This is a genomic window from Weizmannia sp. FSL W8-0401, from assembly GCF_038009125.1.
In the GTDB taxonomy this organism is placed as follows: domain Bacteria; phylum Bacillota; class Bacilli; order Bacillales; family Bacillaceae_C; genus Weizmannia; species Weizmannia coagulans.
Genome location: NZ_JBBPAG010000001.1, coordinates 355,932 through 375,054, shown reverse-complemented (window position 1 = coordinate 375,054; position 19,123 = coordinate 355,932). Strand labels below are relative to the sequence as shown.

18 protein-coding genes and 3 pseudogenes are annotated in these 19,123 nt (G+C 38.4%); 5 read left to right on the top strand and 16 right to left on the bottom strand.

Annotated features, from left to right (window positions below; all coding sequences use genetic code 11):
- Window positions 1-18: 18 nt before the first annotated feature.
- The 9 genes and pseudogenes from NSU00_RS01850 to NSU00_RS01810 form a co-directional block, all read right to left on the bottom strand.
- Window positions 19-1,152 (bottom strand): mannitol-1-phosphate 5-dehydrogenase, encoded by a 1,134-nt coding sequence (locus tag NSU00_RS01850; RefSeq protein WP_035182663.1) that lies wholly within the window; start codon window positions 1,150-1,152, stop codon window positions 19-21.
- 5 nt (window positions 1,153-1,157) lie between these two features.
- A complete protein-coding gene (locus NSU00_RS01845; protein ID WP_340703902.1) occupies window positions 1,158-3,248 on the bottom strand; it encodes a BglG family transcription antiterminator in 2,091 nt (696 codons plus the stop codon).
- 46 nt (window positions 3,249-3,294) lie between these two features.
- Complete coding sequence (locus tag NSU00_RS01840) at window positions 3,295-5,217, bottom strand: PTS mannitol transporter subunit IICBA (protein ID WP_035182661.1); 1,923 nt, start codon at window positions 5,215-5,217, stop codon at window positions 3,295-3,297.
- A gap of 792 nt (window positions 5,218-6,009) precedes the next feature.
- Window positions 6,010-6,232, bottom strand: a pseudogene (locus tag NSU00_RS01835) (IS110 family transposase); the annotation flags it as partial.
- A gap of 171 nt (window positions 6,233-6,403) precedes the next feature.
- Window positions 6,404-6,616 (bottom strand): annotated as a pseudogene (locus tag NSU00_RS01830) (Gfo/Idh/MocA family oxidoreductase); the annotation flags it as partial.
- Window positions 6,617-6,765: 149 nt separating this feature from the next.
- Window positions 6,766-7,674 carry a class I mannose-6-phosphate isomerase gene (locus NSU00_RS01825; RefSeq protein WP_340703305.1) on the bottom strand — a complete coding sequence of 303 codons (909 nt, stop codon included), beginning with the start codon at window positions 7,672-7,674 and terminating at the stop codon, window positions 6,766-6,768.
- A gap of 74 nt (window positions 7,675-7,748) precedes the next feature.
- On the bottom strand, window positions 7,749-8,573 hold the full coding sequence (locus NSU00_RS01820) for a PTS system mannose/fructose/sorbose family transporter subunit IID (protein WP_340703304.1): 825 nt from the start codon (window positions 8,571-8,573) through the stop codon (window positions 7,749-7,751).
- 22 nt (window positions 8,574-8,595) lie between these two features.
- A complete protein-coding gene (locus NSU00_RS01815) occupies window positions 8,596-9,426 on the bottom strand; it encodes a PTS mannose/fructose/sorbose/N-acetylgalactosamine transporter subunit IIC (protein ID WP_340703303.1) in 831 nt (276 codons plus the stop codon).
- Between the two features lie 40 nt (window positions 9,427-9,466).
- Window positions 9,467-9,946, bottom strand: coding sequence for a PTS system mannose/fructose/N-acetylgalactosamine-transporter subunit IIB (locus NSU00_RS01810; RefSeq protein ID WP_340703302.1), 480 nt, complete (start codon window positions 9,944-9,946; stop codon window positions 9,467-9,469).
- A 149-nt stretch (window positions 9,947-10,095) separates the two neighbouring features.
- Here NSU00_RS01810 and NSU00_RS01805 point away from each other — a divergent pair, with 149 nt between their 5' ends.
- The gene (locus tag NSU00_RS01805; protein ID WP_340703301.1) at window positions 10,096-11,406 is read left to right on the top strand and encodes a transposase family protein; all 1,311 of its coding nucleotides are present in this window, start codon (window positions 10,096-10,098) and stop codon (window positions 11,404-11,406) included.
- Window positions 11,407-11,586: 180 nt separating this feature from the next.
- Here the strand turns inward: NSU00_RS01805 and NSU00_RS16010 are convergent, their stop codons facing one another.
- Window positions 11,587-11,673: a PTS sugar transporter subunit IIB gene (locus NSU00_RS16010; RefSeq protein ID WP_445684496.1), complete on the bottom strand. Its 87-nt coding sequence runs from the start codon at window positions 11,671-11,673 to the stop codon at window positions 11,587-11,589.
- 39 nt (window positions 11,674-11,712) lie between these two features.
- Window positions 11,713-12,141 carry a PTS sugar transporter subunit IIA gene (locus tag NSU00_RS01800; protein ID WP_340703300.1) on the bottom strand — a complete coding sequence of 143 codons (429 nt, stop codon included), beginning with the start codon at window positions 12,139-12,141 and terminating at the stop codon, window positions 11,713-11,715.
- Window positions 12,142-12,375: 234 nt separating this feature from the next.
- Here NSU00_RS01800 and deoC point away from each other — a divergent pair, with 234 nt between their 5' ends.
- Complete coding sequence (deoC, locus tag NSU00_RS01795; protein ID WP_340703299.1) at window positions 12,376-13,086, top strand: deoxyribose-phosphate aldolase; 711 nt, start codon at window positions 12,376-12,378, stop codon at window positions 13,084-13,086.
- A gap of 57 nt (window positions 13,087-13,143) precedes the next feature.
- Here the strand turns inward: deoC and NSU00_RS01790 are convergent, their stop codons facing one another.
- Window positions 13,144-13,896, bottom strand: a complete 753-nt coding sequence (locus tag NSU00_RS01790) for a GntR family transcriptional regulator (RefSeq protein WP_340703298.1) — start codon at window positions 13,894-13,896, stop codon at window positions 13,144-13,146.
- A 340-nt stretch (window positions 13,897-14,236) separates the two neighbouring features.
- Between NSU00_RS01790 and NSU00_RS01785 the strand changes: the two genes are divergently transcribed.
- From NSU00_RS01785 to NSU00_RS16005, 3 genes and pseudogenes are all read left to right on the top strand, one after another.
- Window positions 14,237-14,590, top strand: a complete 354-nt coding sequence (locus NSU00_RS01785) for an SDR family NAD(P)-dependent oxidoreductase (RefSeq protein ID WP_340703297.1) — start codon at window positions 14,237-14,239, stop codon at window positions 14,588-14,590.
- A gap of 200 nt (window positions 14,591-14,790) precedes the next feature.
- Entirely contained in the window at window positions 14,791-15,045 is a 255-nt protein-coding gene (locus tag NSU00_RS01780) for an SDR family oxidoreductase (RefSeq protein WP_340703296.1), read from the top strand.
- A 237-nt stretch (window positions 15,046-15,282) separates the two neighbouring features.
- A pseudogene (locus NSU00_RS16005) lies at window positions 15,283-15,456 on the top strand (cysteine hydrolase family protein); the annotation flags it as partial.
- A 338-nt stretch (window positions 15,457-15,794) separates the two neighbouring features.
- Here NSU00_RS16005 and NSU00_RS01775 read toward each other — a convergent pair.
- The 4 genes from NSU00_RS01775 to NSU00_RS01760 form a co-directional block, all read right to left on the bottom strand.
- Complete coding sequence (locus tag NSU00_RS01775; protein WP_340703295.1) at window positions 15,795-16,412, bottom strand: AAA family ATPase; 618 nt, start codon at window positions 16,410-16,412, stop codon at window positions 15,795-15,797.
- Between the two features lie 67 nt (window positions 16,413-16,479).
- Window positions 16,480-17,346 carry a class II fructose-bisphosphate aldolase gene (locus tag NSU00_RS01770; RefSeq protein ID WP_340703294.1) on the bottom strand — a complete coding sequence of 289 codons (867 nt, stop codon included), beginning with the start codon at window positions 17,344-17,346 and terminating at the stop codon, window positions 16,480-16,482.
- Window positions 17,347-17,385: 39 nt separating this feature from the next.
- Window positions 17,386-17,796, bottom strand: coding sequence for a tetratricopeptide repeat protein (locus NSU00_RS01765; protein WP_340703293.1), 411 nt, complete (start codon window positions 17,794-17,796; stop codon window positions 17,386-17,388).
- Window positions 17,797-17,826: 30 nt separating this feature from the next.
- Window positions 17,827-19,119 (bottom strand): PTS sugar transporter subunit IIC, encoded by a 1,293-nt coding sequence (locus NSU00_RS01760; protein ID WP_340703292.1) that lies wholly within the window; start codon window positions 19,117-19,119, stop codon window positions 17,827-17,829.
- Between the last annotated feature and the right edge of the window lie 4 nt (window positions 19,120-19,123).

Here is a 19,123-nt window from a genome sequence, read left to right as displayed (position 1 = left end):
GAAACAGCAGGTGCCGGCTCATTTTTTATAAAAGCGGGTAACTTCTTCTGCAATTGGATTTTCATGATCCAATTTACAAATATCCTGAAGAACTGCCTGCAATCCTTTTTCTTTCAGCTGCTTTTGCAGTTCGACCGCTTCTGGATCAGTATCGACGTCAAATTTTAAGCAGTAGGCGATGGCCTGGGCAAGATGCGTAAACGGCAGTCCTAATTTTTGTGCTTCTCTTGCCGGCCTTACCAAACGGTCTTCAGGACCCAGTTTGCGGATTGGGGAGCGCCCGACCCTTCTCACATCATCTTTAAAATACTTATTTTGGAAACGTCCCAGAATCTTTTCAATATATTGCTGGTGTTCCGATGGATTTAAACCATACCGTTTAATCAAATAATTGCCGGTTTCTTCAACTGTTGCTTTCACTTTCTGATAGATTTCCGTATCTTCCAATGCTTGATCGATTGTTTCTTTTCCTTCTGCATAGCCGATATAAGCAGTGACAGCATGCCCAGTATTGACCGTAAATAATTTCCGTTCAATATAAGGCTGAATATCAGACACAATCTTCATACCTGTTACTTCAGGAATGCTGTCTTTCGTTTCAACCACCCATTCAAAGTAAGGTTCAACCAAAACATCCAGTAATTTTTCATTATGCTGGGCAGGAACAATACGATCGACCGCACAATTCATAAAAATGACCTGATTTTCCATTTTAGTACGTGTATCTGGATCTAACAGTTTTACAACATGCTCTTTCAATATATCAGTTGCCGAGATTTGGTTTTCACAGGCAATGACATACAGTTTTTCATCTGTTTTCTCTAATCTGCTGGTAATCCCTTTTGCAATTAAAGGAGCAATTCCTGGTAGAATGCTGACGCCGACTGCAGTGGTCACATAAGTTGCTTTTTCAATTGCTTCTACAACAGCCTCAGGATCAGTTTTACTATTAATACCGGATACGTTTGTAATATGTTGAACTTCTTGATGCTCTGCAGCCATATAAACATCATATGACTTCTTACTGTTCAATTCCTGGATAATCTGGTCAGCCACATCTACAAACGTAACATGATATCCTGATTGTGAAAATAGTGCACCGATAAAACCTCTCCCAATGTTTCCTGCTCCAAAATGGACTGCTTGTTTCATGATCATCATTCCTCTAGAATTTTATTTTTTATAAACTGGTAAAAAGATTTTTCCAGTTTTTCGCGAATTAAATGTTCATTGGCAGATGAAAAAATCAAGATGCTTTTATTGTCCTCAATGATCGTTGAGCTCACAAGGCTCATGATCTCTCTTTGGATCGGTGTTAATTCTTCTGGCGCTAAAAGGAGAAGGATATTGCGTACACTCATTGGTTTTTCATCCATTCCCCTTAAAATGAAGGGCGTATCTAAATGCCCCAACTGAAAAGCCAGTTTCTTCACACCTTGATCCTGGCAATGAAAGAGAGCCATATTTGTTCCCGGAATTCCGAGGCCAGCAATTTTTTCGCGTTCCAGCAGCCGCCTATATATCGAATCAACATTTTTTATGATATCTTGCTGAAAGCAGGATTCAACCATCAAACGAATAATACCCCGATAATCTTCTCCGTTTAAACCGGTATAGACTTTAAGATTCCTCAATAAGGTTGATATGCTCGAATACATATATTTCATGTCATCCATTAGATTATCCAATGTTTTGGGTCCAGACAAAAAGTCAGTTTCAATGGGTTTTACGTTTTTTTCTCTAAAATCTTTCTGGTCTGAGTGAATATAGCTATTAATGTACCCCTCAATATTTTTCACATCTTCTTTACTCAATAGGGGATTGACATAAATGTACGTATGTTTTGCCCACGGAAGCCTTACGGTTGAAAATACCAAATCATATTGATCAAGATCCTTTGTCTTCATTTCTTTTATGGATGAAATTTCAATATTCGTGATGCATGGTATCTCTTTGCGCAGCCGAGTTTCAAGCATTTTAGATGCACCGATTCCAGTCGGACAGACGACTAACGCATGCAGATTAATATTTGACTGTCTTTGTTCCAAGGATGCACCGAAATGCAGAACAATATAGGCGATTTCATCGTCTGGAAAAGACAAATCCTTAAATACCCTCTGTGTAACGTCTGTAATGACTTTGAATAATTTCGGATATTGCTGTTTAATTTGTTCTGTCAAAGGATTATACGACCCAATATTTTTTCTGATTCTGAAAATTGAAGGCTTTAAATGGGCTAGCAGGCCTTGAAAAAGCGAAAAATCAGAAGTCAAATCAACGTTAATTTTTTGTGAAACCAATTCGATCAAATGTTTAATATTCCTACTTGTGATCACATTGTCGTCATACACTGACTCGGCGCTTTGCACTTTTGAACCCTTAAAATACTCCGCTAAATACTGCTTTTCAAGTTCTGAAATCTCGTTTTTTATTTCATTTTCAATTCTGTGGCAAACTGACTGAACAAACGCAATATCACTTTCCTCAAGATCGCTATGATGGTCTACGTCCTGCAATCTGTAACCCTTACTGTATCTTTGATAAGTGATATAAACTTGTAAAATAAAAGCCATATAATCACTATCTGCCAGATCAATTTTCTTTTCTTCCAGCTCTGTATTGACAGCATTTTGAACTACATTTAAATACGCTGGTTCAAAATAATGAAGAAATAAGCTGTCCGTATACCTAAATCTGTGGTGATCTAGCTGAAATAGGGCTTCTATCAGCTCTTCGTGAAAATGCTGGATAAAAAACTTTCCCAAAGCCTTTCTTTTCGAAGCTTCATTGCCTGAAAGCTGTATACCAAAATTACGTTTCCGAATCAGCATAAGGCCGAATCCTTTCACAAATGCCTGCAAATCATCCAGATAAGAGGCAATTGTCGCTGCGGAAATATCAAGGTCTGAAATCAATGCATGCTGTTTTATCGGTTCTTTCGCTTGCAACAGTTTTATTAGGACTATTAATTTTCGTTGATCAACCGAAAAATCTAATGGACGCATTCTTGACAGACTTTGGGAAAGTTTGAAGATATCCTCATTTTTTCCTTTAATGTATAAGAAGTTATCTTTATTCCTTGAAATTTTCAAGTTATATTCTGATAAAATCTTTTCTATGTTTCTCATGTCCCTGTTCACAGTTCGTTCGCTTACATGAAGTGTACCTGCAAGCGAAGAAACTGTGTGGGTCCCACTCATTTTTAGGAGCAGTTCCAGTATGTTTTTTTCCCTGTTTCGAATAAACATCTGATCAGCCCATTTCTTTTTTCGTGGAACAGCCCTTTTTATATGATTATGAATTAACAGGTTGTTCAGTAATGCTGCCAAAATAGCTTAACAATTCATCGACCGTTTTTGCTTCAGTCATTTTTTTAACTGTTTCTAAATCGGAGCATGTCTCTGCTATTTTCGACAGAATACCTAAATGCTCACCATTCTTTCCGGCAATGCCTATGACCATGCGGACCGTATTCCCATCAAAATCAATTCCCTCCGGAACTTGGATAACTGTAATCCCAGATTTCAAAATTGCCTCTTTTGCTTCATCTGTCCCATGCGGAATAGCAATCTCATTACCGATATAAGTAGATGTAAGTTGTTCACGTTGAATCATCGCATCAATATATGATTCCGTTACATATCCATTATCTACCAAGACACGTCCGGCAAAACGTATTGCTTCTTCTTTGTTTTTAAACGATTGATTTAAAAATACATTTTTTGGAGGCAAAATTTCATTATTTGAATTTTCCTCAACTTCCGGCACTTGGGTTTGATCCTGCTGCGTGACATTGCCACCATTACCTTTCAGTTGTTCAATCAGACGCTCATATTGTGAATTGTCGAGGAAATTGTCCACAGAAACATGGTAAGCATTTGGCGCTTGTTGTTTCGCACGGCTTGTTAATTCTCTTTGTGTGATAACAATTTGCATATCTTTCGGTAGATTACGGATTGCAGTATTGGTAACTGTAATCGGAAGCCCTTCTTTTTTAACCATTTTTCTTAAGAGAGAAGCCCCCATTGCGCTTGAACCCATACCTGCATCACAAGCAAATACAATCTTCTTTACTTCACTTGGATTCAATTCACCTTGATTATTTGATAATAAGGAAGCAGCTCGGCTTTTTTTACCTTTCATGCTTTCCATTTTTTCAGTTGCTTTTTCCAAATCTTCATCTGTGCTCTTATCCGTTTTCAAAATGAAGAAAGATACTACAAAGGAAACAACCATCGCAACAAGTACATCTGCAATATTAGCGATATAATTCCCTAATGCATGCGGTGTAACCGCCAGAATCGAAATAATGGATCCAGGAGATGCAGGCGCAACCAAACCGCCGTGTAAAGTTACCAAAGTCAGGACACCACTTGCACCACCCAAAATAACAGAGAAAAATAGCAACGGTTTCATTAAGATATAAGGAAAGTATATTTCATGAATCCCGCCAAAGAAGTGGATAATAGCTGCACCAGGCGCAGAACGTTTTGCCGTGCCTTTACCAAATAAGCAATAAGCCAGTAGTACGCCCATCCCTGGACCAGGATTTGCTTCCAGTAAGAACAGGATCGATTTTCCAGTCTCTTTTACTTGTTCAATTCCAAGTGGAGTCAATACCCCATGGTTTATTGCATTGTTTAGGAAAAGAATTTTAGCAGGTTCGATAAAAATGCTGACAAGTGGCAGAATACCGGTATGGATCAACCACTCAACGCCTGCTGCCAACGCTTTCGAAATTTCATCAACGAGAGGACCGACTCCTAAGAAAGCAAGAACAGCTAGAGCTCCTCCAAGTATACCAGCTGAAAAGTTATCAATTAACATTTCAAAACCGGCTTTAACTTTGCCTTCGATCATCTTATCAAATTTTTTGATGATCCAGCCTCCAAGCGGCCCCATAATCATCGCGCCCAAGAACATTGGAATGTCTGTCCCAATAATAACACCCATTGTTGCAATCGCACCTACAACACCGCCACGGTGTTCATAAATCAATTTACCACCTGAATAGCCGATTAAAATCGGAAGAAGATAAGTAACGGTCGGGCTGATCAACTCATTTAAGGTTTTATTAGGAATCCACCCACTTGGATAAAGAAATATAGCTGTAATAAGACCCCAGGCAATGAATGCCCCGATATTTGGCAATACCATCGTGCTAAGAGAGTTTCCCAGCTTTTGGACGGCTACTTTAATACTTTTGCCTTCGCTCATTATAATACCTCCCACAATTACATATTTATCAAAAATTTCCGCTATAAATTATATTTAAAGATTAGAGATTCAACATTCAGCGCGCTGTTTGTTTACGTTTACACAAATTCATTTTGAAAGGAGATCCTTTATCTTTATTATAGGTTGGAGTGACAACGCATTCAATGATCCATAAATGTGATTTTGTCGAACCTACCTTTGACAAATGTTTATTTATACAAAGACCTTGATCCGAGAGTGTAGATAGACTGCTTGAACCAATCCGAACTGGGCGTTTGAATATAAGAGGCGGGAGCCTTTATCAACTGGAGGGATTGAACTGTTTATAACATGGCATCAAAGTAAGTATAAGTACTTTCCACTTCATTCATCCCGTATTTGAGCTGGGCTTTAGGAAATCAACCGTTATACCGTCGAAATACACTAATAAAAATGAAGCTGGTTGTGGGCTGGCACTCTGTGTCATGTTAGCCCTGTCCTTAGGCATGATCAAAGAAAACCAGGGTGAAAAATGAGGAGCTTTGTTTCTTAGCCTTTCAACATTCAGGAAAGTATTTTAAAAAGCGCTTGTGGGTAATTGGATTCGTGCGCCTTTTTAGGGTGTGCTTTCTATTTTATATATATCTATCTGATAACAGTATGGTTCTAGATATACAAAGTCTGCTTTATAGTGAAGACGTATATTTATCTGATACTATTATTTTTTTAGGGATATTTTGCTTATACCGAAAGAAAAAATGTTAACATCGCAAGAATCTCTTATGGGCACTGATAACCATTGCTTTAACCCTATTCCAATCCAAACAGATTGTAAATTGGTTTCCAATAAGGATCCGCGGGTCTCCATAGCAACGACTGTACATCTTTTGGCTTCGATCCAATCCACGAGGTTGAGAATATCGTCCGTCATCATTGAAAATGTTTGAATCTCTTTGCCTTTTGGTGTAATCATACAGGCTACAACATTCTTTTTATAAACATCGAGTCCACAACAATGACTGTAAACAACGTCCATACCTACGGCTGTTTAGATTAACGAGCTGGTGCAGCAACCATCTTGGTTAATCTATCCTCCGTACTTCCAAAAAAGGAGCAACAATCTGTGGTGCACCTGGTCGCTGTGATCTGTCTAATTTACGGGCTCACAGTACTATAGAGAAGCGACCTCCCTCCCCCCCAACCATTTTTATTCTTCTGATGGTGCCGCAAAAGCGGCATAAGCGTCTAATTGCTTTTTACTGATCGTAGTTGATTTTTCGCAAATCACATTTTTGTCCGCTTTCAGGCTTTCCATGATGACCCCGTAATGCGTGTTATGTGATGTGGCGATATAGGCCACGTCTACTTGCGGGTAGTGCAGTAATTCGGAAACATTTGAAAATGCAAGATCAACGCAGTATTTATTTGCAAATTATGTTTATGTCGCCTGCTCTTTTGTATGAGAAGCTACTCGATATATTTCGTAAGGTCGGTATTGAACTGGCTGGCAAATTCATTTGCAATTCTTCCTATCCCAATTTAAGGTTTTCAGACTTCGCCTTTGTCCTTTTATCTCCAATACGTATTTGGCGTTGCGATGATTACTTCTGCGCTTTGTTGAATTAAAACCGTTTCACAAGGCAAAACCAATAAGCTTGTTCCTTTTTCAACCCGTTCTCCTTCAACTACTAAAGTGCCAGAGATCACTGTAACTGCTTGTGCAATCGTTGAGGTGTTCGTATATTTATCCATTAAATGAGTACGGAAAATAGAGTAAGGCGTCTCTACTCTTAGTTGATCCATTGGAAAGTCTGTTTTTTTAGGAGTTTGGGCCGGTTGCAAAGTGCTAATTGCTTTTTCCAAATGGAGCTCCCTTTTCTTCCCGTCACGGTCAATTCTGTCATAGTCATAAAACCGATATGTCAAATCAGTTGACTGTTGAATTTCATATACGAGTGAACCTTTTGTTAAGGCGTGCAGTGTCCCGGCAGGAATAAAGACTAAATCATGCTGGTTGACCTCAAAGATATCCACCACTTCTCGGAATTTACCTTCACGCATTTTTTCGGCGATTAAGCCTTTATCCTCTAATTTAGATCCTGCATAAATCCATCCTGATTCCGGCCCCTCTATAAAATACCATGATTCACTTTTTCCACTAATAGCATGCTCATTTTTCCTGGCGTAATCATCTGTCGGGTGTACCTGAATGCTTAAATCATCCCCGGCTGCTGTCATGGAAACAATAATCGGATACGGTTCACCAACTTGCAGTCCAAATAAAGAAGGATGGTTCATGGTTAAGGAATATAAGTCTTTCCCTAGAGTGCTTCCATATTTGACCGGACTGCTAATTTCTTGGGTGGCACTGATCGTATAAACGGAACCAATTTTATCAATTTCTTTGTCCCCGCTATATTCATGAAGTTTTGCGGTTCCCCAAATTCGCCTTTTTGAAATGGGTTCAAGTATGAGCATTTATACTCCTTCTCCTTTTTTATCGAAAAAGGCTCATCTCCGGATTGAGTGAATGAGCCTATATGGATAAATTTTTAAAATAAGCCGATTAAAACGCCTACTGTGGTAATCGCTGTTAAAATTAAGATGACTTTCGTTGCGGTCATTTGTTTAGAAGAAATTAACCACCATGCCAACAGCACCATCGCCAGCGGCAACAGGTGAGGGAAAATTCCGTCTAAAACTTCCTGCAATGCCCGGCTTTTTGACCCCATCGGTATTTTAAGGGGTGTATTTAATACAATCATGGATGCTGATAATCCGCCTACAACCATGATCCCTAAAACGTTAAATGCATCTGTAATCCGTTTGGCATTTTCGCCGACAATCGTATCAATTGCATTTACGCCTAGTTTATAGCCATTTGTAAAAGCCAAATAGGATATCAACGGCCCAATTATGCCGTAAGCACAAATGTAAAATAGCGGACCGATTGCGTTCCCGCCTTCTGCAATTCCCATTGCAATCGATAATAAAATTGGAATAATAATTCCTTGGATAATAGAGTCTCCTATTCCTGCAATCGGACCCATCAGCGTTGTTTTAATGGTGACTGGCATTTCTTCAGGTACATCATGGCCCAATGCAATTTCTTCTTCCATTGAAGTAACAATCCCATTAATCAATTGACCTGTTTGCGGTTCGGTATTATAAAATTGCGAGTGTCTGACAAGAAGGGCACGCTTTTTTTCCGGATCATTTTTATAATATTTTTCTACAAAAGGGATGTAGGCATATGCCCATGCATGCGCTTGCAATTTTTCATAGCTCATGGAGGACAAGTGGGTAAAACCCCAACGCATCCAGATTTTTCGTAACTCTTTCTTCGTCAGTCTGCTCTTCGTTTCTTCACCTGTCATTTTTTTCACCTCTTTCTGAATTTTAGAAGAGATCTTCATCCTCAAATACATCATCATCTTTTACTTCAGGCCCGATAGCAGCCGGTGCTGCAGATTTTCCGGTGGCAATGTAATAAATGTATGCCACAAGTGCAGCGATAAAAACAAGCGCAAGCATTTTCAAACCGGCAAAAGCCATTAAAACGAAACCGACAAAGAAGAAAATAAAATGTGCTTTTTCCTTAATGACAATATTCATCAGCATGGCAATCCCCAATGCTGGGAGGACGCCGCCTAAAACGGAGATGATATCCGTAATGGTTTTTGGAACATTAGCAAGCAACCAATCTACTAATCCTTTGCCAAAATATACTGCTAAAAATACCGGTATTGCCCGTAATATAAAGGTGGTAATCTGTGGAAAGATCAAATGATTGTTGATAATCCCCTGCTCATCCAAATTCTCGGCAGCTTTTTGTGCTCGGTTGTTCCAAAATGAATATAGTGCCATTCTTGTGTTATAGAAAATAAGGCCAAATGTTTGTCCAATTAAAATCGACAAAGTAACAGCAACCGCAGGATCTTTCGTGGTTGCCATCGCAAGGCCGATACCACCATAAGATGCATAGGTGATCTCACTGTTTGTCGCGCCGCCTGTAGATAAGTTGGCGATAAACACAGCCTGTACCGCCAACCCACACAAAACACCGGCCTGGATATCGCCAAAAGCAATACCAGTTAACAACCCCGCAACCAGCGGTCTTCCAACAATATAGAAGCCGCCGGTCATACCAAATAGCCAAGGGGTCTCAATTGCACCAAGATAGCAGAATATACCGGTTAATAAAGCGGCAACGAGAAGACTACCATCCATTATTTCTCCTCCTATTCTATTTTTATTTAATAGTTATATTCTACATAGAATCATATTTTTTCTTCATAACTTTCCACGGTTTCGGATCGTCATCCGGAAGCAATTGAAATGTCACATTAATTCCTTTGCTTTCCAGATATTCAAATGCCTCATAGTCTTTCTCATCAATGGCAACGGTCCGGCCCAATACTTTTGCCCCTTCCCTTGTATTCATCGGTCCTATATTTAACTCTTTTCCGAAATCCACGCCCTTTTCAACCAGCTTTGCCATCGTTTGTGGTGAGTTGCTGATCAAAAAATAATTTTTATCCGCCGCCATTGCCTTTGCAATTTTCTCAGGTGCTTGGTCCACTGTATAAACGCCTAGTTTCAGATTAGCAGCTGCTGCTTTTAGAACTTTTTTGCGTAAAGGATCATTTGCGATATCATCGCCTACCGCCAATATGCCATATACAGGGCGTGCCTTTGACCAGCTCTGAGGAGTAAAAATTTTTCGTGATAATTTAAATATACCTCCCAAAAATGCGGCTAAATATGTAATAATTTAAATAATTAGAGCTTACTGGACGAATATTTTGGCATTGCTTACTGACAAATCGGATACAAGCTAATATTCGATTCGTTCAGCAAGCCCTAATTAAACTTCGCTGTTTTGAGGGGGTTTTTATTTTGGTTACTAGAAAAGAAAAAAGAAATCGTGAAAAAGAAGCAAATTATTTTTTCGAGTTCCTTAAAATTCAGAAGCATTTTTTCAAAGACCTGATGAATAACCTAAAAAAGGTAGCAGACCACCGACATCAAAGCTATATCACTTATGGTCCAGAGGTCCTTTTATTTACGATGATGTTGAAAAATATGACCGGCCTAAAATCCATGAGAAACATGAGTGAGAGTTTTAATAAAGAAGAATGTATTAAAAATGTAGGGAAGGTGTTAGGCTTAGATTCTCTTGAAGAACTTCCACATTATGATACAATTAACGACTTTTTATCTGGCTTAGATGTAAATGAATTAGAAAAAATTAGAACGTATATGATTAAAGAATTATTGAAAAAAAGGTCTCTCGAGTCTTATCGAATTGAAGGAAAGTACTGGGGTGTCATCATTGATGGAACTGGATTACACACCTTTCATGAGAAACATTGTAAACACTGCCTGAGACGGGCATATACAAATAAAGAAACAGGAGAAACGAACGTACTTTATATGCACCATGTACTTGAAGCCAAGCTTGTCGTGGGGGATATGGTCTTCAGTATTGCCTCCGAATTTATCGAAAATGAATCAGAAAATGTTTCTAAGCAAGATTGTGAATTAAAAGCCTTCGACAGGCTGGCAAAGAAAATAAAAAAAATATTTAAAAGACTACCGATTTGTATCTTGGGAGATAGTCTCTATGCATGTGAAACGGTATTTAATCTGTGCAGGGCGCACAAATGGAAATATATATGCAGATTTAAGGAAGGGAGAATTAAAAGTATCTCGACGGAGTTTAAGGCAATAAAAGAGCTGGAACAAAGTAAGGATCAGAATTCATTAGTTTGGGTGAATGATATTGCCTACAAAGACAGAACGGTCAATCTGATGGAGGCCACAATGAAAACAGAGGATGGGAAATCGAAAGAGTATGTATTTATAACGGATATTAAAATCACGAAAAAGAACGTGGAACGACTCATCGCTGCAGGAAGAAGCCGCTGGAAGATTGAAAATCAAGGATTTAACGAACAAAAAAATAATCGTTACAATATAGAACATGCCAATAGCCAAAACTACACAGCCATGAAAAATCATTATTTATTAGTTCAAATAACAGATATTATTAGACAGCTGTTTGAAAAAGGTTCGTCAATCTTAAAAGCACTCAAAAAAACGGCAAAAGAAAAATCCTCAAATCTGTTGGAAGCGTTTCGGACACGCATTTTAACAGACGAGGATTTCACCCATTTAAGTAAGCCAATACAAGTAAGGTTTACTTAATGGTTATATTATAGCAAAGGATGTGATGTAAAAAAAGGTTTTTTTGAAGTTATCCACAATTTTAAAAAAGAAATTTGCAAATTCGGCTCTTTTTGACTTTGAAAGCAGAAAAAATAGATGGAAAAATTTTCTAAATGTGGATAAGTCATTTTATCATAAAACATCTAAAAATTGATGAATTTACTCTTCAGAACTGGCCTTTGACCATCTTGTTGTTGTTTGTCCGTGGATTACTCTATCATCAACTCTCACTAATGTAATTGCCATGATTCTTGCTCCTCCTTCAATAAAGTAAAAGATTTATAGTTAAAAATCTAATTCGCCATCATCATCATTGTTATTATCTGCTACCGCCATCTCCACCGCGTTTCTCCCCGCATTAACTGCAATACCTGCCAACTTGCTTAAGTCATGTCCTGCATCAAGTTGTAATACCGTTTCAATCACCATCGGCAAATTCATGCCGCATACCACTCTGACATCTTCCGGATGTCGAAGAAAGTAGTTAAAACTTTCGTTATATGGAGTTCCACCCTTTAAATCGCATAGTACCAAAACTTTATCCTCTTTTATCAGTTCATCCAGAAGGTCATTCAGCTCTTTAGAAAATTTCCCAATGCCAACATCATCCATTTTCACCGTCCTGATTTTATCCACCGTTTCACCTGCAATCATTTTGCAGCTTTCCAGTAATCCTGTACAAAAATTGCCATGGGAAGTCAATACGATTTTCATTTAGCGGTCTCCTTTTACTTATTTACTCATCCATATTAAAAATTATTACATATTATAATTTATTTTTTAATATGTAATGAATATTGTTTACTTGATATCTCCAATTATAATTGCTTATGTAATCGTTGTCAATACTTATACAATAACTTTTTAGTGGATTTTTTTGTTCACATAGTTGACTTTATAATTCTCTGGTTTTATATTATATGTAATAACATAAATGGAGGAGACGTCATGACGACATATTCATTGGATGACTTATGTAGACTGGTAGACCATACAAATCTCAAGCCATATGCAACGAGAGAAGATATACAAAAACTATGTGACGAGGCAAAAACCTATCATTTTAAAATGGTGGCAATTAATCAGACACAAACAAAATTATGCGCTGATCTTCTAAAAGGCACTGATATCCATGTTGGAGCAGCGATTAGTTTTCCGCTTGGGCAAACTTCGATCGCTTCAAAATTATTTGAAACAAAAGACGCAATTGCAAATGGAGCAGACGAGATTGATTATGTGATCAACATTACCGAATTAAAGGCGAAAAACTACGACTATATTAAATCGGAAATGGAACAAATTGTATCGGTTTGCCGCGAAAGCCATGTGTTGTCCAAAGTCATTTTTGAGAATTGCTATTTAACAAAAGAAGAAATTTCAAAGTTGGCGGAGATTGCAAAAGAAGTAAAACCTGATTTTATCAAGACCTCTACAGGATTTGGGGCAGGCGGGGCAACCATGGAAGACGTAAAATTGATGAAAAGCATTGTCGGCTCTGAAGTAAAAGTAAAAGCAGCCGGAGGAATCCGGGATGCGGACACCTTTATCAGTATGATTAAAAACGGTGCTGATCGTATTGGCTGCAGTGCAGGCATCCAAATTATCGAAGTCATTAAAAACCGGCTTGAACTGGAAGGAAAAAGAAATATCGAAATTTAACCAGCATGCCCCCTGCAAACAAAGTTGCGGGGGGCTTGGTTTTGGGCGTGACAGGGCTTAGAAGCCCATGCCTATATTTTTTACATTGTTGACTTCAAATACAAAGGAATTCAAATCTCCCCGGTACTTTGAAATCGAATATTCGATTGGAATGCGATCCCCGGTGTAGCCAATTGTGTGAAAATAAAAAATAGGGTCATTAATTACAATATCCAGCAAATCACTTGTTGTTTCGTCCGCTTTAATCACATCCAATTTTCTTTTGACTGCATTCACCTGCAGCCCTCTTTCCGCCAGCACACCGTACAATCGCTGTTTTGAAAAGTCATGCTTCAGAAAATCAGGCAATAAATATTGGGGTAGGTAAGTCGTAACAAGGACAACGGGATCTTCCCCCGCATATCTTAAACGAACAAGTTTATATACTTCATCTCCAGTTTGAACACCGAGATTTTCAGCAATTTCTTCGGATGCCGTGTCTTTTTTAAAAGTCAGCACACGGGTCTTTGGCAGCAGCCCTTTTCGGCTCATTTCGGAATCGTAGCTTTCAATTATATGAGTAAATTCCTGGTCAATTTTCCTTTTTCTAACAATCGTACCTTTTCTTTTTTTTCTTTCGAGATACCCCTCATTTACCAGGCTTTGGATGGCATGACGCACCGTTGGCCGGCTGACCTGATAATATTCCGCTAACTCAACTTCTTTTGGTATTAATTCATTTTCCTTATAGAATCCGGAAGTAATTTTTTCCAATAAATCTTCTTCAATTTGTTTGTGCATCGGTTTATGCCTGTTTTCCTTTTCCTTCATTACCACCTCACCGCCTTTTCACCCATGAATTTATATGTTAATACATTTTTATTGTACTGTACTATACGTAATATAATGGATTGCGGCGGTGTTTTCAATTCCTTGTTTCAAAACTTAACTAATATTAACAGAGGGTGGCCTGATATTATGGATTGGGCTGATTCATTCTTTTATTAAAAGGCCATTTCAATACGGCTTCTTTTCTCGTGTGCTTTCATCCGCTTAATGAACGCTGAGCCCCAATAATTTGATTTAATTGCATTTCCATAAAATAATCACAAATCTTGTTACCTTTTTCAATTTGACCAGCCGGCAAATTGAAGTAAAAAAAGAAAGCGTTTTGAGAGAAGAAATCATCATGGCTTTAGGATTAAAAGGAAGAGTTGCCGTTGCAACGGGTACAACACATGTTATGGAGGAAGAACCGCAGAGCATACTGGCTAATGAAAGATACCAGCTGGCTTTATGTGTTATTAAGCAGGGGGTGCTTGAAAAAACAGTAGTTAAACTGTGGGAAAAAGGCGTAAAGGTATATGCCGAAAAAGTGGATGTCACAAATCTGGAAGAAACAGATGCTTTTATCTCGAATACTGCAAAAGAATTCGGAAGTATCGATACTCTTGTAAACAATGCGGGTACAGGCACAATGAGTGACCCAATGGAACTCCCTGAAGAAGTAATCCACCGCAATTGATTTGATAATGTTTGCCGTGATCCTCTTGACAAGAGCAGTCGTGCCATACATGAGGAACAAATTGGAGATAGATCGTTAACCTTTCATCGATATTTGGCAAACATCCGATCAGATTGCTGGATTACGGACACGATAAAGAGTCGTAAATATAAATTACCAAAGAATTAGTGCATACTTGGCAAAAAACAGTTTTTTGGTCAGTGCTGTATGCCCAGGTCCTGTCCGCACCTCTATGGGAAGCACTTGGACAATTAGGTGAACAGCTTTCAAATCTGCTGGGTAAACCAATGGAAGAAGCAATAGAATTTTTTGCTAAAGCCAATATCCCGATGGAACGTTACGGAAAACTGGAAAAAAAGGTTAAATCGATCATGTTCCTTGCTTCAGAAAGAGCCAGCTATATTACAGGACAAAGCATTAATATCGATGGCTTCATGGTAAAAGCAAAATTCTAAAAACGACTATTAATAATCGAATAGGGTAACCTCTTTGACGCTACCACCGGATAGAAGGTGCCCAATTGGCACCTCAAATCCTCACAGATCCCGGCTCAAGGATTCCAGCACCGGGATCTTCGAAAATTGCTTCGCAGTTTTGTGTATGTCCTTCAATAAGACGAGATCGTATTGAAAAAAAACGTGCTCAGGTGTTTTTAATGGTACACATATTGATCAAATCCTCGCAACTTAAAAGTTGAAAATCTTATCGTTGTAGGTGTTGTTACCAATCAATGCGTTGATACAGCTGTACGTGATGCGGCAGACCGTGGATACTCCGTTGTGTTGTTAGAAGACAGCTGCGCTGCCTTCGATGAATCTCTGCATATGACAACGATTGAGATTTTAAGTGGCGTTTACTCCGTGTAGAAAGTACCAATACCAATGTCGTTATTGAAAATATTATTCAGAGTAACTAGGCCAAAGGCATAGATATTTAATGCAAAAAAGAAGCTGCTCATAACAGTCTCTTTTATTTTGTCGGTTGCGGTATAACTACCGGCGTTTTTGCAAGATTGCGAGACACGGTACGTTTTTTAGGTGATTTTCCGACTGCAGATTGTATGGTATAGCTTTTGATCAAAGATCATTTCCATAATACATCATACCGAACTACTGTTTCCTACTTATTTTATGATCTGCCATAGTGTCTACCTTCAATCCTTTATACGAATTTCCCGCAACGTCCCATTACAAGATTGTCTTTTTTATTTCCCCGCATTTTTAACAAATTGCTTCAACTCCTCTAATAACTTAGTGTAGTTAACTTTTGATAAATCAGTGACGTCGACTTCGTATAATTTTCCTAATTCAAATGTATCGTATCCTCTCGTCGTACATCTTTTTATAAATTCTTCGTAGGTCAATAAATTATCAGCGTTCGTTCGATCCGCTAATTCATCACCTTTATGATAACAAGTCACTATATGGCTTAAGTGCCTTGACGGATCAAGATCACGCTTTTTTTGTCTTTCAAACAAAACGTCTAAGTCCGCAATTAAACGAATCGTAATGGCTTTATAATCATATTCCTCAACCAGCTGCTGGATAGGAGTCTTCTGTTTTTGGCTGAATGGATAATCGGAAATAATATTGCTGCTAATTTGCATTTGTTGTTCCATAATTTCATAGTACTTTGCCCATGCTATGCTCTCTATCCCCCTTTTTTCTTCTAAATTACGATAGCCGTATATATCACAATAATGTTCTTTTATTTCATCTTGAGAAAGCATGTAGAATGACCCTAAGTTTTCTTGAATAATATTGCTTAAATAAGTTTTTCCAGTACCCGGTAAACCGGCTAATAATATTAATAATTTATGCATTTTTTATCCCCGCTATCTAACAAATAAAGAGAGTACAAGAAATTTCCCGCACTCTCTTTATTAGGCTTTAGTTTACTCCGATAAAGCTACCTTCCTTGTTCATAAAGATTTCTATTTTATGTTTAACAACTTCTTTTACTGCTAAATTGCACGGAATAATATTGTGTCGCAATGATTTATTTACTTTTGTTTTTCCAAATGTTTCTTTAGCCGTTTTCGTCCATGCAACCAGTAACTCAGTACCGACATTAAATTTGCGGATCCCGTTATCAATTAATTCATGGATATCATTTTCCTTGACCCCTGTTCCCCCATGTATTACCAAGGGGGTATCTACTACTGCATTAATTTCTTTTAATAGTGGTATATTTACTTCTGTTTTAGATTTATACTGGCCATGATTGGTGCCAATTGCAATTGCCAGCGCGTCTACACCTGTGACTTTAACAAATTCTACAGCATCTTTCGGGTTGGTATAAATCTTATCTTTCTCAGCTACATGCATTCCTTCTTCAGTACCCCCGATTGTCCCCAGTTCACCTTCTACTGATACGCCGCGCTGATGTGCATATTCTACGACTGCACATGTCTTCATAATATTATCTTTAAAAGGTAAACTGGAACCATCGAACATGACGGAAGTATACCCTTTATCGATAGCTTCCTTAATATCATCAAAATTCTTCGCATGGTCCAAATGCAGTACCACATCCACCATTTCTTTAGTAGCCATTGATTTACACACCGCCACTAAATTTTCATGTCCAATATATTTCGCGGTATCTACACTTGTTTGGATAATAATCGGTGCCCCCTGCTCTTTTGCCGCCCGTATTAAATCAGGTAACATTTCTAAATTATGTGTGTTAAATGCACCGACTGTATAATTTAATTCTTCCGCCCTGCGTGTTACTTCTTTTAAAGTTGTATACATAGATCATCAATCTCCCTTTATATGAGTTATTTTCCTGACTTATCGCACACCGCGCGTAACATCTTTAGAGACTTGCATCATTTCATCCATTTTCTTTAAATAGATTTGCAAAGTATCATCATCATTTGCTTTTGCTGCCTGTGCACGTTTCTTGTTATAAAGTCTTAATAAAGTTTTATAACCATCGCCTACTGATTTTTTTATCTGGATGCTTTTTTCAAGTGAATCAATTGCTTGATCTATATCACCCAATTCATTAAGTGCTAATCCAATTTCTTCGTAAATCTTTGATTTTTCTTCTTCAGCCGCTTGATCAACCGTTTCTTTTTTCAATGAAATCGTACGCAATAATTCTTGCTTCCGTTCATCTGTTAACACAGACTCTTTGCCTTGTTCAGTGATTGACTCTTTGCCCGGTTTCTTTTCTTTTTTTTTGCCAAATCCAAGCATTCTGTATACCTCCTTCTAATCTCCCTCATCTTAAAATGCTTTTAAAATAGGACTGATAATCCATGCATATAATAATGCGGCTGTCACAGTATCTACATCAGTTGCTGTTGCATTGACAAATCCCATAGAATTAAAGATGGTTACTAACAGGGCCGGTAGTAAAGTTATGAAGAAACCATGGAGTACACCACCGATTAGTGCTCCCCGGCGCCCGCCCACTACATTTCCAAATATGCCAGCAGTACCGCCTGCAAAAAAGGCTGTTAGCATCCCCGGCAAGATCATCGCCAAACCAAATATCGGCAAGACAAACATTGCAATAATGGAACCAATTGTTGTTGTGATAAAGCCCAAGATAACAGCGTTCGGACTGTACGGAAACAACACCGGGCAATCCAGCGCAGGCACCGCTTTCGGTACTAGGCGCATTGCAATCCCTCTAAAGGCTGGAACAATTTCACCAAGCAATAAGCGTACCCCTGACATTAATACGTATACGCCAACAACGAATTGGATAGATTGCAAAAATGCGTACATGATATAGTTCGTGCTTCCTGAAAATGTAGAACCGAATTTTTCACCTGCAAAGACTGCTGTAACAATATACAGTGGAACCATAACTACCATAACGGATAGATAAGTATCCTGTAAAAATTCGAATGACTTTGGTAGTTGTATGTCCTCAATTGACTTTTTCTTTTCTCCTCTTTCACCAAATAATTTTGCAACGCCTGCTTCAAACAAGTATCCAATTGTACAGAAGTGACCTAAAGCGATTTCATCCATACCGGTAATTTTCCGAACAAACGGCTGTGCCAAAGCAGGCATTGCTACTGCGAAAATGCCGCCAATAATACCGCCTATTACAATCAGTGCAAAGCCACGTAATCCTGCAAAATAGCCAAAGACCGTTGTCATTGTAGCCATCCAAAGTATTGCCTGACCGGTTAAAAAAATGTATTTCCACTTCGTAAAGCGTGCAATGATAATATTAACGATAAAGATTGCCAAGAAAGTTAATGCGATATCCCGGCCCAACCCCAATTGATTCATCGCCTGGCCGTTAATGGCTTCTATTGAAGGTACAATGCCTTGCATATGGAACCCTTTTGTAAAAATCTTGCCAAAGTAAGTCAAACTGCTGACGATAATGCTTGAACCGGCGGATAAAACCATGAAGCCTAACATTGTTTTTAATGAGCCTGAAATAACCTGTCCAACGGATTTTTTCTGCAAAATCAATCCCAACATGGCTATTAATGCGATGGTAATCGAAGCTTGTGTCAAAATATTTTGAACGATAAAGTTGATGATGGACATCATCTTA

Coding starts and splice junctions, on each gene's coding strand:
- deoC (WP_340703299.1), top strand. CDS start 12,376: ATGACGACATATTCATTGGATGACTTATGTAGACTGGTAGACCATACA.
- NSU00_RS01845 (WP_340703902.1), bottom strand. CDS start 3,248: ATGTTTATTCGAAACAGGGAAAAAAACATACTGGAACTGCTCCTAAAA.
- NSU00_RS01775 (WP_340703295.1), bottom strand. CDS start 16,412: ATGCATAAATTATTAATATTATTAGCCGGTTTACCGGGTACTGGAAAA.
- NSU00_RS01825 (WP_340703305.1), bottom strand. CDS start 7,674: ATGCTCATACTTGAACCCATTTCAAAAAGGCGAATTTGGGGAACCGCA.
- NSU00_RS01800 (WP_340703300.1), bottom strand. CDS start 12,141: ATGAAAATCGTATTGACTTCCCATGGCAATTTTTGTACAGGATTACTG.
- NSU00_RS01770 (WP_340703294.1), bottom strand. CDS start 17,346: ATGTATACAACTTTAAAAGAAGTAACACGCAGGGCGGAAGAATTAAAT.
- NSU00_RS01820 (WP_340703304.1), bottom strand. CDS start 8,573: ATGACAGGTGAAGAAACGAAGAGCAGACTGACGAAGAAAGAGTTACGA.
- NSU00_RS16010 (WP_445684496.1), bottom strand. CDS start 11,673: ATGGCAATTACATTAGTGAGAGTTGATGATAGAGTAATCCACGGACAA.
- NSU00_RS01850 (WP_035182663.1), bottom strand. CDS start 1,152: ATGAAACAAGCAGTCCATTTTGGAGCAGGAAACATTGGGAGAGGTTTT.
- NSU00_RS01790 (WP_340703298.1), bottom strand. CDS start 13,896: ATGAAGGAAAAGGAAAACAGGCATAAACCGATGCACAAACAAATTGAA.
- NSU00_RS01815 (WP_340703303.1), bottom strand. CDS start 9,426: ATGGATGGTAGTCTTCTCGTTGCCGCTTTATTAACCGGTATATTCTGC.
- NSU00_RS01765 (WP_340703293.1), bottom strand. CDS start 17,796: ATGCTTGGATTTGGCAAAAAAAAAGAAAAGAAACCGGGCAAAGAGTCA.
- NSU00_RS01760 (WP_340703292.1), bottom strand. CDS start 19,119: ATGATGTCCATCATCAACTTTATCGTTCAAAATATTTTGACACAAGCT.
- NSU00_RS01840 (WP_035182661.1), bottom strand. CDS start 5,217: ATGAGCGAAGGCAAAAGTATTAAAGTAGCCGTCCAAAAGCTGGGAAAC.